We start from the raw sequence: 13,437 nt of genomic DNA, 5'->3' as shown, positions 1-13,437 counted from the left end.
GCTCAGGGCGTGCGCCACTGCCCCTGGCTGAACTGCTCGCAGTAGGCCTGCAGCACCGGCTGGTCCCCCGGCTCGCTGTAGTAGTGGATGGCCTGACGGTAGGCCACTCCCTCACTCTGCGCATTGTCGCAGATGCCATAGGCACCCTCGGGACACTGTTCCACAAAGCTGATATCGAAGCTGCGTTCGGCAATCTGCGGCTGGCAGAAACTGTCCTCGAACAGTTGCGGCGGGATACTGATGTTCTGCTGGCACATGCGGATCGGTACCTGGTCATCATTGGATTCGATCAGGCAGGCCGCCGCCAGCGACCCGGTGCTGATACCGAGCAGGATGAGCAAGGCCATGATGCGCTTCATGAAGACGATCCCTGTGGGCAAAGGGCTTTACCTTAATCCCTCTGCACGACGTCCCGCAAGTCGCGTTCGAGGCGTTCGGCATCCGGTTGTCCGGTGCAGATCAGCTCGATGCGACTGTCCCGTCGCCAGGCGCTCTGCAGCCAGGCGACGGGTGCTCCGGGCAGCGCATTGAAGCTCAGCCAGCCGACATCGGTATGCACGATGCCCTTGGCCCGCAACCAGGGAAAGCGCCCCAGCCAGTTTTCCAGTCGCTCGCGGCAGAAGCGTTGGGTGGGATGCAGCTGCCAACCGAGGCTGTAGTGCCCATCCTGTTGACCCTCCTGGCGTAGCCAGTGATCCTCCGAACGCCACAGCACCGGTATGGGCAGTGAGCGCTGGGGTTCCGGCAGCGCTGCGCTGGCGGCTGATGTGCTGACGGTGGGCAGTTGCGCGAAGGCCAGCCTGCCGTGCTCGCACCAGTGCAGCGGTACCGCTGGCAACTGGTCGGTGAGACGTTGCCGTTGCGGCGGCTCAAGGCCGGCAGACTTGTTCATCAGCAGCAGGCCGGCCTGCGGTAGCGCCTCCCACTGGGCTTGCGGTAGTGACTCGCCGGTAACCATCGCCGCAGCATCCAGCACCATGACCAATGGCTGCAGCGCCAACACCCCTTGCCAGGGGGGCGCCGCCAGCTGCTGCAGCAGAGCGGTAGGGTGGCCCAGGCCCGACGCTTCGATAAACAGCCGCTGCGGTCGGGCGCGGCGCAACAACCGGCCCAGGCCCACCTGGAACGGCAGGCCGTTGACGCAGCACAGGCAGCCCCCGGGGATCTCCGCCAGTTTTACCCCGGTGTCGCTGTCATCTTCCAGCAGTGCCGCATCGATGCCCACCTGGCCGAACTCGTTGATCAGCACTGCCCAGGTTTCATCCGCCGGACGCTGCGCCAACAACTGGCGCAGCAGGCTGGTCTTGCCCGCGCCCAACGGGCCGGCAAGCAAATGGGTGGGAATCTGTTGAAGCATGGTGTCGTTTGTTCCACGTGGAACGAAAAGTAATATCAGATCCGAGACTAATAACCGACTACTGTAGGTAGTGCACGTTATCCCGCGGCCCGTCCGGGGGCTCGCCCGGGAACGGGTGCGGTGCCAGTTCGATCTTCAGCAGAATATCACCATGCAGCTCGACGAAGCCCTCGTAGCGGCGCTCTCCGGTCACGGTGAATTCGAAGCCGTAGCGGCGCTTGACCCCCGGTCGCCCATGCCGGCCACGGCCCAGGCGCAGGCGAGTCAACGCCACGCTCTCATCCAGCAGCTGGACGCCGGCCTGGCGGCAGTGCTGGCGTGCGATACGCAGGGCGCGGTCGCGCAGGCCCATACCGCGCCAGATCCAGGCGCCGATGCCGGCCGCCAGCAGCATCAGTGCAACGTGGCCCAGGTCAAGCATGGCGCTGTTCCACTGACAGCACTTCGATGCGGTCGGCGCCGGGATAGTGCCAGCGTACATCGATATCCCAGAACTGCACGCCATACTGGCGTGTCGCATCGGGCCGCTGGTAGGCCGGCTTGGGGTCCTGCGCCAGGCACTGCTCGACCAGCTCGACCACCGGTTGCTGCAGGCGTTGCGCCTGGGTCCGGGCCTGGTGCAGGGCATCCGGCGTCCAGCTTACCGGCAATAGCGCGGGCGCAGCATCGGCCAGGCTGTTGTGCGCATCATCCAGCGCATCGGCATAGGGCACATAGGGTTTGATATCCAGCACCGGGGTGCCATCCAGCAGATCGATACCGGAGATGTGCAGCCGGCCGGGCTGTACCGCATCGAGTCTGACCACCGACTGGCCGATCGGGTTGGGACGGTGCGTGGCGCGGCTGGCGAATACGCCGATCCGCCGGTTGCCACCCAGTCGTGGTGGGCGTACCCGCAGATGCTGCTGGCCATGGCCGGCAGCATGGAAGACGAACAGCAACCACAGATGACTGACGCCTTCCAGGCCTTCCACGGCTTCGGCCTTGTCATAGGGCGGGAACAGTTCGAGCACACCGCTGGCTGCCGGTGCCAGACGCGGTTGGCGAGGTATGGCGAATTTCTCGGCAAAGCAGGAATGCACCACACCAATCGGCTCGAAGCTATAGGACATTATGGATTCCGGATCAATGGCGGTATCGACTCAGGGTTATCCAGCAATACGAAGTGGCTGCCGTCAGGCACCTCGATGATCTGCAGGTTCTCCGCTTGCCGGGCACTGTCGAGCATGGCCTTGCTGGCGAGTACCCGATCCTTGCCCGGTACCAGCACTGCCCCGCGGCGTACGTGGCGATAGATATCCATATCGGTGCTGCGCATCCAGGCCGACAGGTCGCCGAGGTTGGTCATCAACACGCCGCTGTGCTGCGGATTGAACGGCAGAGCCATGATCAGTTCGCGCTTGTGCGGATCGTGCAGTGGACCCCAGGCCGGATTGGACAGGGTGATGCCCGGCTTGCGCTGCCATAGTAGATGAAGCAGGGGCAGCAGCCAATGGGCAATCCGGGGCGCTGGCCGATACAGCCGGCCCTGTGGCAGTACCGGCGCCTCCAGTATCACTTCCACCGGAGTGAACAGCTCGGGGCGCTGACGGGCCGCTTCCAGGGTAACCGCCGCGCCGCGGGAGTGGCCATGCACGCGGATGGTGTCGGTGCTGGCCAGATGTTCCAGCGCCAGGTTCAGCACCCGGGCGTCGCCGGCGATGGTGCCGCTGCGTTCACTCGACGCCTGGGCCCAGGGCGCGGATTGAAAGGTGGGAGAGCACAGCGGCAGATGGTAGCCGGCGCTGCCGATCATGATCAGCTCGATGCCGGGATCCTGGTAATAGCGAGTGAAATACAGTGGGTTTTCCAGAAAGCCATGCATGACCACCACAGTGCATTCCGGATTCTGCACCTGACGGCGGATGATCCAGGCTTCGCCGACTCGATACACATCAGCGGCCATGCTGACCTGTTGCCGGAGCGGTACCTTGCGTACCAGCAGCCAGCGGTAGAGATACCAGCCCGCCAGCAGGACCAGCCCCAACCAACCTATCAATTCCCCCATCACGCCCTCCATTGCATGCTCTGACAAAGGGGACCGAGCTTAGCCTAACGCCCGTGCCAGAGCGCTCACCCGTGTGGGCGATAGTGCGGTTGGTTATTCGCCCTGATACAGCCGCACCTGGTCGGCCCGCATCCGGTAGCTGGCATCGGCCAGCTCATTGCTGGTCTGATCGATCTGCAACTGGCCGGTCAACCACAATGGCTGGTAGATATCCTCGATGGCGAAGCCGGCGGGATAGTCGACCAGGACGATCTGGTTCGGTGGCGGCGGCGGCACATGGATGCAGGCACCGGCGTAGGGCACCAGGAAGAAGCTGATGTAGCGACCACGTTCATCGGTCTCCAGCGGGACCGGATAGCCACCCAACTGCACCTGCTGGCCATGCATGGCCTCGACCACCCGGGTCGAGTACATCACTTCGGGGAGATCGCGATCGTCGGCACGCAGGTTGCTGGTGAAGTCACCGGGTATCTCCTCGCCCCAGTCATGGCTGATTTCCGGCATGTCGAGCATGGCCTGGTAATCCTCCTCGGGCAGCAGGTCCAGCCAGTCGACCACCCGCGGCGCCGCCTGCAGCAGCAGGGGGCAGAGCAGCACGGCAGCCAGCAGCAGGCGCAGCATCAGTCGATCAGCGCCTGGACTTCGGTGATACGCGATTGCAGCACCGCCGCATCGGCACAACGCAGGGTGGCATGGCCGACCTTGCGTCCGGCCTTGAATGCCTTGCCGTAGTGATGCAGGTGGCAATCGGGAATCGCCGTGACCCTGGCTACCGGCGGTACTTCGCCGATGAAGTTGAGCATGGCGCTTTCACCGAGCTTGGCGGTCGAGCCCAGCGGTAGCCCGGCGATGGCCCGCAGATGGTTCTCGAACTGGCTGCACTCGGCACCTTCGATGGTCCAGTGCCCGGAGTTATGCACCCGCGGCGCGATCTCGTTGGCCTTCAGGCCACCATCGACTTCGAAGAACTCGAACGCCAGCACACCGACGTAGTTGAGCTTGTCCAGCACCCGGCCGGCATAGTTTTCCGCCTGGGCCTGCAATGCATGTCCACTGCTGGCCACTGACAGGCGCAGAATGCCCTGCTCATGGCTGTTGTGCACCAGCGGGTAGAAGCGGGTATCGCCATCGCGGCCACGTACAGCGATCAGCGAGACCTCGCCGGTGAAGGGCACGAAGCCTTCCAGAATGCATGGCACGCTGCCCAGTTCGGCGAAGGCACCGATCACGTCCTCGGGTTGGCGCAGCAGTTTCTGGCCCTTGCCATCGTAGCCCAGGGTGCGGGTTTTCATGACCGCCGGCAGGCCGATGCTCTGCACCGCAGTATCCAGGTCGGCCTGGGACTGGATATCGGCGAAGGCCGGCGTGGGAATGCCCAGTTCCTGGAACATGGACTTCTCGAACCAGCGGTCCCGGGCAATGCGCAGCGACTCGGCATTGGGAAACACCGGTACGTACTGGGACAGGAAGGCCACGGTTTCCGCCGGTACGCTTTCGAACTCGAAGGTCACCACATCAGCGTCTTCGGCCAGCCGGCGCAGTTGCTCGCGGTCGTCATAGTCGGCGCACAGGTGTTCACCGAGGGCCGCGGCGCAGGCGTCGGGGGCTGGATCGAGGAAGGCGAACTGCTGACCCAGCGGGGTGCCGGCCAGGGCCAGCATGCGTCCGAGTTGACCACCGCCGATGATACCGATTTTCATGAGTGCTCCCTCAAGCCTGACGTGGATCCGGATTGTCCAGCACGGTCTCGGTCTGCCGCGTGCGGAAGTCCTTCAGCGCCTGATGATACTGCGGATGCTTGGCCCCGAGAATGCTGGCGGCCAGCAGGGCGGCATTGACCGCGCCGGCCTTGCCGATGGCCAGGGTGGCGACCGGCACACCCGCGGGCATCTGCACGATGGACAGCAGCGAGTCGACGCCCGACAGCATGGAAGACTGTACCGGCACGCCGAGTACCGGCAGGTGGGTCTTGGCCGCGCACATGCCCGGCAGGTGCGCGGCGCCGCCGGCACCGGCGATGATCACCTCGATGCCACGTTCTTCGGCCTGGGCTGCGTAATCGAACAGCAGATCGGGGGTGCGGTGGGCGGATACCACCTTCACTTCGTGGGGGATGCCCAACTGCTCCAGCATGTCTGCCGTGTGGCTCAGGGTGGACCAGTCGGACTTGGAGCCCATGATCACGCCAACCAGTGCGGTCATTTTCGTGCCTCTTGATGACGAAAAACAAAGCCACGCGTAGGCGTGGCTCGAAAAGAATGCAGGCCAAGTGGCCATGATCCGGCGATTATAACCCAAAGCGGACGGCGGACCATCCGGCGTTCGTCAGTAACGGGGACGTGGTGTCGCCATCGGTAATGGACCATCACCGATCCGGCGGAACTCGCCCTTCTCGGTATCATAGGCGCGGATCTGGCTGGTTTCGATATCGTACACCCAGCCGTGGATGAACATTTCACCGCGTGCCAGGCGCGATGCTACCGAGGGGTGGGTGGCCAGGTGACCGAGCTGGGCAACGACGTTTTCCTCGGTGAGAATGCCCAGGGTATCGCCATCGACACAGCCGCAGTTTTCCTGCACCACTATCTTGGCCACTTCCGAATGTTGCAGCCAGGATTTTACCGTGGGCATACCTTTCAACTGGGCTGGATCGAGCACGGCTTTCATGGCACCGCAGTCGGAATGACCGCAGATGATGATGTGCTTGACGCCCAGGGCAACCACCGCATATTCGATGGCGGTGGACACACCACCGAGCATCTGGCCGTAGGGCGGCACGACGTTACCGACGTTACGGGTGACGAACAGATCACCGGGCGAACTCTGGGTGATCAGTTCGGGCACCACGCGCGAGTCGGCACAGGTAATGAACATCGCCTTGGGGGTCTGTTCGAAGGCAAGTTTTCTGAACAGTTCTTCCTGCTGGGGGTACACCTCTTCATGGAAGTGCATATAGCCTTCAACGATCTGTTGCAGGGCATCATCAGCACTTTTCAGTTTTTTGTAGGGCATGGCTTACGCTCGCTGGTTCGGTATGAGCGGGGAGCCTGTCGGCTCCCCGCTATGCTCAGGCCTCGATCTCGATCAGGATTTCGCCGGGATTGACGCGGTCGCCCTTGGCCACATGCACAGCCTTGACGGTTCCGTCGATCGCGGCCTGGATCTCGCTCTCCATCTTCATCGCTTCGCTGACCAGCACCGCCTGTCCGGCCTTGACCTTGTCACCTTCGGCGACCAGCACATCGACCACGTTGCCCGGCATGCTGGTGGTGACATGACCCGGCTGGGTGGCGCGCTGTCGGGCCTTGCCACCGGCGCCGCCAACGAACTGATTGAGCTCCTCGAGGACCACTTCTTCCGGCATGCCATCCACACTCAGGTAGAAATGGCGGGTGCCGTCACCTTTGACGCCCACACCGGTGATATCGATACGGTAACTTTCGCCATGCACATCAATCATGAACTCGGTGGCCACACCTTCGGCGGCGGCCGGCCGGTTGTCACCATCGGGAATCGGCAGCAGCACTTCCGGTTCCAGGGTGCCGGCGGCGCGTTCTTCGAGGAACTTGCGCCCGATATCCGGGAACATGGCGAAGGTCAGCACGTCCTCCTCGCTCTTGGCCAGGGTGCCGATTTCCGTGCGCAGGCGGTCCATCTCCGGCTTGAGCAGGTCTGCCGGACGCACATCGATGACATCCTCGTCGCCGATGCCGCGTACCTGCAGTTCCGGGTTGATGGTGCCAGGTGCCTGGCCGTAGCGGCCCTGCAGATACAGTTTCACCTCGTTGGTGATGGTCTTGTAGCGTTCGCCGGCCAGTACGTTGAACACCGCCTGGGTACCGACGATCTGCGAGGTCGGGGTGACCAGCGGCGGGTAGCCGAGGTCCTCGCGCACCCGCGGGATCTCGTCGAACACGTCCTGGATGCGATTCAGCGCACCCTGCTCCTTCAACTGGTTGGCCAGGTTGGACATCATGCCGCCCGGCACCTGGTTGACCTGCACCCGGGTATCCACACCGGTGAAGGGGCTCTCGAACTGGTGGTACTTCTTGCGTACCTCGTGGAAGTACATGCTGATGTCCTGGATCAGCTCCAGGTCCAGGCCGGTGTCGTAGGGCGTACCCTTGAGCGCAGCGACCATGGACTCGGTGCCCGGGTGGCTGGTACCCCAGGCCATGGAGCCGATGGCGGTATCGATATTGTCGGCACCGCACTCGATGGCCTTGAGCTGGCACATGGCGGCCAGACCGGCGGTATCGTGCGAGTGGATGAACACCGGCAGGCTGGTGGCCGCCTTCAGCGCCTCGACCAGTTCACCGGTGGCGAACGGCGTGAGCAGCCCGGCCATGTCCTTGATCGCGAGGGAGTCCACGCCCATGGCTTCCAGCGTCTGGGCCTGCTCGACGAACAGCTCGACGGTATGCACCGGGCTGGTGGTGTAGCAGATGGTGCCCTGGGCATGCTTGCCGGCCGCCTTGACCGCGGAGATGGCGGTGCGCAGGTTGCGCACATCGTTCATCGCATCGAAGATGCGGAACACGTCGATGCCATTGACCGCTGCCTTGGCGACAAAGGCGCGTACCACATCGTCGCTGTAGTGGCGGTAGCCGAGCAGGTTCTGGCCACGCAGCAGCATCTGCAGGCGGGTGTTGGGCAGCGCGGCACGCAGCTGGCGCAGGCGCTCCCAGGGATCTTCCTTGAGGAAGCGCACACAGCTGTCGAAGGTGGCGCCGCCCCAGACTTCCAGCGACCAGTAGCCGACCTGGTCCAGCTTCGGGCAGATCGGCAGCATGTCTTCGGTGCGCATGCGGGTGGCCAGCAGGGACTGGTGGGCATCGCGCAGGATGGTATCGGTAACGTTGATGCGTTTCTTGCTCATGGTGCGTTCCTCATCAGCGGCAAGCGTCTGGCTTGCGGCTCAAATCAAAGACCGGCGTAGGCGGCGATGGCGCCCGCGATGGCCAGGGCCAATGCCTCGGGTTTGTTCTTGGTCGAATAGTCGGTCAGCTCGGGATGGGTATCGACAAAGCTGGTATCGAACACACCGCTGCGGAAATCCGGGTTCTTCAGAATCTCCTGGTAGTACAGCTCGGTGGTCTTCACCCCGTGCAGGTGCATGTCGTCCAGTGCCCGGTAACCACGATCCATGGCATCTTCCCAGTTGCTCGCCCAGACGATCAGCTTCAGGCACATGGAATCGTAGTAGGGCGGAATGGTGTAACCGGTGTAGATCGCCGTATCCACCCGCACCCCGGGGCCGCCCGGTGCGTAATAGCGGGTGATCTTGCCGAAGGACGGCAGGAAGTCGTTCTTCGGGTCCTCGGCGTTGATGCGGAACTGGATTGCATAGCCGCGATGCTCGATATCCTCCTGCTTCATCGACAGCGGCAGGCCCGAGGCGATGCGGATCTGTTCGCGGACGATGTCGATCCCGGTGATCTGCTCGGTGATGGTGTGCTCCACCTGCACCCGGGTGTTCATCTCCATGAAGTAGACTTCATTGTCGGCCAGCAGGAACTCGACGGTACCCGCGTTCTCATAGCCGACCGCCTGTGCTGCGCGCACCGCCAGATCGCCGATATAGGCACGCTGTTCAGGGGTCAGCTGCGGGCTGGGAGCGATCTCGATCAACTTCTGGTTGCGCCGCTGGATCGAGCAGTCGCGCTCGAACAGGTGCACGGTGTTGCCGAAACTGTCGGCCAGGATCTGCGCTTCGATGTGCTTGGGGTTGACGATGCACTTTTCCAGGAACACATCGGCGCTGCCGAAGGCCTTGGTCGCCTCGGAAATCACCCGTGGCCAGGCCTGTTCCAGCTCTTCCTTGCTGTTGCAGCGGCGGATACCGCGCCCGCCACCGCCGGAGGTGGCCTTGAGCATGACCGGATAACCGACGCGGTCAGCTTCGCTCAGGGCTTCCTGCAGGTCCTGCAGGTTGCCTTCGGTGCCTGGGGTGACCGGCACTCCGGCGGCGATCATGCTGCGGCGCGCTTCGGTCTTGTCGCCCATGCGGCTGATGACCTCGGCGGACGGACCGATGAACTTGATCCCCCGTTCGCTGCAGATGCGCGCCAGTTCGGCGTTCTCCGACAGGAAGCCATACCCCGGGTGCAGCGCGTCGCAGCCGGTTTCCACCGCCAGGTTGACCAGTTGCCGGGCATTCAGATAACCGGCCAGCGGATCGCTACCGACGTTATAGGATTCATCGGCACGTTTGACGTGCAGGGCGTAACGGTCTGCATCCGAGTGGATGGCCACGGAGCGAATGCCCATTTCCGCGCAGGCGCGGACAATGCGTACGGCAATCTCGCCCCGGTTGGCAATCAGGATTTTCTTGATCACAGCCTTTCCTCTATTGGGTGATCGGAGGTGCATCAAACATACAACCGCAGTACAAATGATTAAAAATGAATAATTATTGGATTAGCCATAAGTAATAACTAATATGTGGTGAATTCATCATCAGCAGGTGCAAGAAATGCGTAAGGAACTGCAGCGCATGACGCTGCGCCAACTGCAGGTATTCCGCAGTCTGTGCGCCAATCTGTCCTATAGCCGCACGGCCGAGGAAATGGCCCTGACCCAACCGGCGGTGAGTCTGCAGATGCGCCAGCTGGAAGAACTGGTAGGTCAGCCGCTGTTCGAATACGTGGGTCGCAAGCTGTACCTGACCGACGCCGCCAACAGTCTGCTGGCGGCCAGCGGCGATATCTTCAACCGCCTGGAAATCCTCGACATGCAGCTGTCCGCGTTGCAGGGCACCCTGCATGGCGAACTGCGCCTGGCGGTGGCCAGCAGCATCCAGTATCTGACCCCGCATCTGCTGGCGGCTTTTCGCCAGCGTTATCCCCAGGTCAGCTTTCGGTTGGAGGTCAGCACCCGCTCCGAGGTGATCCGCCGGCTGCGGGACAACCTCGATGACGTGGTGCTGATGGGCATGGTGCCAGCGGATCGGGCGCTGGATTTCTTCCCGTTCCTGAACAACCCGGTAATCGCCGTGGCGGCACCGGACCATCCACTGGTCGGTCGCCAGAAGCTCAATCTGGCCGAGCTGGAGTCGCATATGGTGCTGCTGCGTGAGGTCGGCTCGGGGGTGCGCAAGGCCTGTGACGAGTTTTTCCAGCAAAAGCGTGTGCATCTGCAGCAGATGATGCAGATGGGCTCGGGCGAGACGGTGGTGCAGTCGGCAATCGCCGGCCTGGGTATCGGCCTGGTCTCGGCGCATAGCGCCTCGGCCTGGCTACGTAATGGACAACTGGCGCGGCTGGACTTCACTGACCTGCCATTGTTTCGCAGCTGGTGCGCTGTACATGCCCGGGGTAAGCGACTCAGTCCGGTGGCAGAGGCATTTCTCAGCTTCCTGCGTGACGAGCGGGCGCTGGTCAAGCGCTTGGCGGAGCCTTTTGGCTAGGTTTCATTTACCTCCAGTGCCCCAGGCTGCCTAATTCGTCATACTTGCTAACAGTTTCGAAACGGCTGTGCTTGAATGTTCCATTAGCTAGCTGCAACGCTCCCTGACTGACAATAGGAAATACGATAATGGGTCTGGTCCTGATTCTGATCGCGCTGATTGTCTTTATCATCCTGGCGACAACCCGCCTCAAACTGCATCCGTTCCTGGCCCTGCTCGCTGCCGCACTGCTGGCCGGATTCGCCTACCAGCTGCCGACCCTGGAGATCGCCGGGCATATCGCTCGCGGCTTTGGCGGTATCCTCGGCTACATCGGTATCGTGATCGCCTTCGGTACCATCATCGGTGTGATCCTGGAGCGCAGTGGCGCTGCCATCACCATGGCGGAAACGGTGATTCGCGTGCTGGGCGAACGCTTTCCCACGCTGACCATGTCGATCATCGGCTATCTGGTGTCGATCCCGGTGTTCTGCGACTCCGGCTATGTCATTCTCAACTCCTTGAAGAACGCCCTGGCCGCACGGATGAAGGTGTCGGTGGTGGCAATGAGCGTGGCCCTGGCCACCGGCCTGTACGCCACCCACACCTTCGTGCCGCCGACCCCCGGCCCGATTGCCGCGGCCGGCAACCTGGGTCTGGAATCGCGATTGGGTCTGGTGATCCTGATCGGTCTGCTGGTGGCCTTCGTTACCGCCATGGCCGGGATGCTGTGGGCCAACCGTTTCATCGGCAAGGACATCGAGCTGGAAGACGATGGTGCACCGATCATGGACAGCAATGACTATCAGGCGATGCGCGACAGCTATGGCGTATTGCCGAGCCCGGCCAAGGCCTTTGCACCGATCTTCGTGCCGATTGCCCTGATCTGCCTGGGTACCGTGGCGGCGCTGCCGGCCCGTCCGTTGGGCGAAGGCTGGCTGTATACCCTGATCGCCTTCCTCGGTCAGCCAATCTTCGCCCTGGCCATCGGTCTGGGGTTGGCCTGCACCCTGCTCAAGTCGGACAACAAGCGTCAGGAGTTCCATGACCGGATCGCGGAGGGCATTGTCGCCGCGGCGCCGATCCTGTTGATCACCGGCGCTGGGGGCGCCTTCGGTACGATCCTCAGTGCCACCCCGCTGGGCGATTATCTGGGTCAGACGCTGTCGTCGTTGGGCATCGGCCTGTTCATGCCCTTCGTCGTCGCCGCCGCGCTGAAGACCGCCCAGGGCTCGACCACGGTGTCGCTGGTGACCACTTCGGCACTGGTTGCACCCATGCTCGGTCAATTGGGACTGGACAGCGAAATGGGTCGGGTACTGACGGTCATGGCCATTGGCTCGGGGGCCATGACCGTATCCCACGCCAATGACAGCTTCTTCTGGGTAGTGACCCAGTTCAGCCGCATGAAGGTGGCTACCGCCTATCAGGCGCAGACCATGGCCACGCTGATCCAGGGTGTGGTGGGCATCATCACCGTATGGCTGCTGAGTCTGGTGCTGCTGTGATGAAACTGGTGATCGCGCCCGACTCGTTCAAGGAAAGCCTCAGTGCCCAGCAGGTCGCCAGTGCCATCGCCCAGGGCTGGCAAACGGTCTACCCACAGGCCGACATCCGCCTGTGCCCGATGGCCGATGGCGGTGAGGGCACCGTCGATGCGGTACTGGCTGCCACCGGCGGAGAGCGTCGTGAACTCACCGTGCGCGGCCCGCTGGGCCAGCCGGTGCAGGCGCACTGGGGCTGGCTGGAGGATGGCCAGGCGGTGATCGAGATGGCCGCCGCCAGCGGCCTGCACTGGGTCGAGCCGACGCTGCGTGATGCCCGCATCACCACCAGCTACGGCACCGGCGAGTTGATACTCGCGGCGCTGGATGCCGGCGCCCGGCGCATCATTCTCGGTATCGGCGGCAGTGCCACCAACGATGGCGGTGCCGGGGTGCTGGAAGCATTGGGCGTACGCCTGCTGGACGGCCACGGTCGACCACTGGCCGCCGGTGGTGCTGCCCTGGCCAATCTGCAGCGCCTCGAACTGGACGGACTGGACCCGCGCCTGGCAGGTGTCGAAGTGCTGGTGGCTGCGGATGTGGATAATCCGCTGTGCGGCCCGCGCGGCGCATCCCATGTATTCGGCCCGCAGAAGGGGGCCAATCCTGAACAGGTAGAAGAGCTGGACCGCGCACTCGGGCATTTTGCCGATGTGATGGCTGCCGCGCTGGGCGAGGATGTGCGCGAGCTACCGGGTGTCGGTGCCGCTGGCGGCCTGGGCTTTGCCGCCAAGGCGGTACTGGGTGCAGCGTTTCGGCCGGGTATCGAGCTGGTGGCCGAGCTGTCCGGTCTGGCCGAGGCAGTGCAGGGGGCGGATCTGGTGATTACCGGCGAAGGCCGTCTGGATGGCCAGAGCCTGCACGGCAAGACCCCGGTGGGCGTGGCGCGCATCGCCAAGGCTGCCGGAGTGCCGGTGATCGCCCTGGCCGGCAGCCTCGGCGAGGGGTATCAGAGGCTGTACGACGCTGGTATCGACGCCGCCTTCAGCCTGACGCCGGGCCCACTCAGTCTGGAGCAGGCCTGCCGTGATGCGGCGGTGGAGCTGGCCGCGCGGGCGGCCGACCTGGCGCGCTTCTGGCGCCTGGCAGCCAGGTAACAATC

General features: G+C 63.3%; 14 protein-coding genes. 3 read left to right on the top strand and 11 right to left on the bottom strand.

Features of this window, described 5'->3' with window-relative positions; genetic code table 11:
- Positions 1 to 2: 2 nt before the first annotated feature.
- The 11 genes from CQ007_RS05610 to CQ007_RS05560 form a co-directional block, all read right to left on the bottom strand.
- Positions 3 to 359 (bottom strand): NADH:ubiquinone oxidoreductase, encoded by a 357-nt coding sequence (locus CQ007_RS05610; RefSeq protein WP_105644004.1) that lies wholly within the window; start codon positions 357 to 359, stop codon positions 3 to 5.
- Between the two features lie 32 nt (positions 360 to 391).
- Complete coding sequence (locus CQ007_RS05605) at positions 392 to 1,357, bottom strand: GTP-binding protein (RefSeq protein ID WP_105644002.1); 966 nt, start codon at positions 1,355 to 1,357, stop codon at positions 392 to 394.
- 58 nt (positions 1,358 to 1,415) lie between these two features.
- On the bottom strand, positions 1,416 to 1,778 hold the full coding sequence (locus CQ007_RS05600; RefSeq protein ID WP_105644001.1) for a DUF3301 domain-containing protein: 363 nt from the start codon (positions 1,776 to 1,778) through the stop codon (positions 1,416 to 1,418).
- A complete protein-coding gene (gene tsaA / locus CQ007_RS05595) occupies positions 1,771 to 2,469 on the bottom strand; it encodes a tRNA (N6-threonylcarbamoyladenosine(37)-N6)-methyltransferase TrmO (protein WP_105643999.1) in 699 nt (232 codons plus the stop codon). Before tsaA ends, CQ007_RS05600 begins: the two co-directional genes overlap by 8 nt.
- The gene (locus CQ007_RS05590; protein ID WP_158256725.1) at positions 2,469 to 3,404 is read right to left on the bottom strand and encodes an alpha/beta hydrolase; all 936 of its coding nucleotides are present in this window, start codon (positions 3,402 to 3,404) and stop codon (positions 2,469 to 2,471) included. The genes tsaA and CQ007_RS05590 overlap by 1 nt, the downstream gene beginning before the upstream one ends.
- 93 nt (positions 3,405 to 3,497) lie before the next feature.
- A complete protein-coding gene (locus tag CQ007_RS05585; protein WP_105643996.1) occupies positions 3,498 to 4,025 on the bottom strand; it encodes a DUF3299 domain-containing protein in 528 nt (175 codons plus the stop codon).
- The gene (locus CQ007_RS05580) at positions 4,025 to 5,104 is read right to left on the bottom strand and encodes a 5-(carboxyamino)imidazole ribonucleotide synthase (protein ID WP_105643994.1); all 1,080 of its coding nucleotides are present in this window, start codon (positions 5,102 to 5,104) and stop codon (positions 4,025 to 4,027) included. Before CQ007_RS05580 ends, CQ007_RS05585 begins: the two co-directional genes overlap by 1 nt.
- A gap of 10 nt (positions 5,105 to 5,114) precedes the next feature.
- Positions 5,115 to 5,606, bottom strand: coding sequence for a 5-(carboxyamino)imidazole ribonucleotide mutase (purE, locus tag CQ007_RS05575; RefSeq protein ID WP_105643992.1), 492 nt, complete (start codon positions 5,604 to 5,606; stop codon positions 5,115 to 5,117).
- 123 nt (positions 5,607 to 5,729) lie between these two features.
- Positions 5,730 to 6,416, bottom strand: a complete 687-nt coding sequence (locus CQ007_RS05570; protein ID WP_105643990.1) for a carbonic anhydrase — start codon at positions 6,414 to 6,416, stop codon at positions 5,730 to 5,732.
- A gap of 55 nt (positions 6,417 to 6,471) precedes the next feature.
- Positions 6,472 to 8,283, bottom strand: coding sequence for a sodium-extruding oxaloacetate decarboxylase subunit alpha (oadA, locus tag CQ007_RS05565; protein ID WP_105643988.1), 1,812 nt, complete (start codon positions 8,281 to 8,283; stop codon positions 6,472 to 6,474).
- Between the two features lie 44 nt (positions 8,284 to 8,327).
- Positions 8,328 to 9,743, bottom strand: a complete 1,416-nt coding sequence (locus CQ007_RS05560) for an acetyl-CoA carboxylase biotin carboxylase subunit (RefSeq protein ID WP_105643986.1) — start codon at positions 9,741 to 9,743, stop codon at positions 8,328 to 8,330.
- Between the two features lie 136 nt (positions 9,744 to 9,879).
- On the opposite strand from CQ007_RS05560, the gene CQ007_RS05555 reads away from it, so the two are divergent.
- The 3 genes from CQ007_RS05555 to CQ007_RS05545 all read left to right on the top strand — a co-directional run bounded on the left by CQ007_RS05555 (position 9,880) and on the right by CQ007_RS05545 (position 13,432).
- Positions 9,880 to 10,812, top strand: coding sequence for a LysR family transcriptional regulator (locus tag CQ007_RS05555; RefSeq protein WP_105643984.1), 933 nt, complete (start codon positions 9,880 to 9,882; stop codon positions 10,810 to 10,812).
- 128 nt (positions 10,813 to 10,940) lie between these two features.
- The gene (locus tag CQ007_RS05550) at positions 10,941 to 12,299 is read left to right on the top strand and encodes a GntP family permease (RefSeq protein WP_105643982.1); all 1,359 of its coding nucleotides are present in this window, start codon (positions 10,941 to 10,943) and stop codon (positions 12,297 to 12,299) included.
- Positions 12,299 to 13,432, top strand: a complete 1,134-nt coding sequence (locus tag CQ007_RS05545) for a glycerate kinase (protein ID WP_105643979.1) — start codon at positions 12,299 to 12,301, stop codon at positions 13,430 to 13,432. Before CQ007_RS05550 ends, CQ007_RS05545 begins: the two co-directional genes overlap by 1 nt.
- Positions 13,433 to 13,437: the final 5 nt, after the last annotated feature.

Origin of the sequence: Pseudomonas sp. MYb185, assembly GCF_002979975.1 — a bacterium.
Taxonomy (GTDB): Bacteria; Pseudomonadota; Gammaproteobacteria; order Pseudomonadales; family Pseudomonadaceae; genus Halopseudomonas.
Note: the sequence above shows the minus strand (reverse complement) of the source record. Positions and strands in the feature narration are given on the sequence as shown.

Excerpts from the sequence above, each read along its gene's own strand:
- CQ007_RS05610 (WP_105644004.1), bottom strand. The coding sequence starts at position 359 with ATGAAGCGCATCATGGCCTTGCTCATCCTGCTCGGTATCAGCACCGGG.
- CQ007_RS05605 (WP_105644002.1), bottom strand. The coding sequence starts at position 1,357 with ATGCTTCAACAGATTCCCACCCATTTGCTTGCCGGCCCGTTGGGCGCG.
- CQ007_RS05600 (WP_105644001.1), bottom strand. The coding sequence starts at position 1,778 with ATGCTTGACCTGGGCCACGTTGCACTGATGCTGCTGGCGGCCGGCATC.
- tsaA (WP_105643999.1), bottom strand. The coding sequence starts at position 2,469 with ATGTCCTATAGCTTCGAGCCGATTGGTGTGGTGCATTCCTGCTTTGCC.
- CQ007_RS05590 (WP_158256725.1), bottom strand. The coding sequence starts at position 3,404 with ATGGGGGAATTGATAGGTTGGTTGGGGCTGGTCCTGCTGGCGGGCTGG.
- CQ007_RS05585 (WP_105643996.1), bottom strand. The coding sequence starts at position 4,025 with ATGCTGCGCCTGCTGCTGGCTGCCGTGCTGCTCTGCCCCCTGCTGCTG.
- CQ007_RS05580 (WP_105643994.1), bottom strand. The coding sequence starts at position 5,104 with ATGAAAATCGGTATCATCGGCGGTGGTCAACTCGGACGCATGCTGGCC.
- purE (WP_105643992.1), bottom strand. The coding sequence starts at position 5,606 with ATGACCGCACTGGTTGGCGTGATCATGGGCTCCAAGTCCGACTGGTCC.
- CQ007_RS05570 (WP_105643990.1), bottom strand. The coding sequence starts at position 6,416 with ATGCCCTACAAAAAACTGAAAAGTGCTGATGATGCCCTGCAACAGATC.
- oadA (WP_105643988.1), bottom strand. The coding sequence starts at position 8,283 with ATGAGCAAGAAACGCATCAACGTTACCGATACCATCCTGCGCGATGCC.
- CQ007_RS05555 (WP_105643984.1), top strand. The coding sequence starts at position 9,880 with ATGCGTAAGGAACTGCAGCGCATGACGCTGCGCCAACTGCAGGTATTC.
- CQ007_RS05550 (WP_105643982.1), top strand. The coding sequence starts at position 10,941 with ATGGGTCTGGTCCTGATTCTGATCGCGCTGATTGTCTTTATCATCCTG.
- CQ007_RS05545 (WP_105643979.1), top strand. The coding sequence starts at position 12,299 with ATGAAACTGGTGATCGCGCCCGACTCGTTCAAGGAAAGCCTCAGTGCC.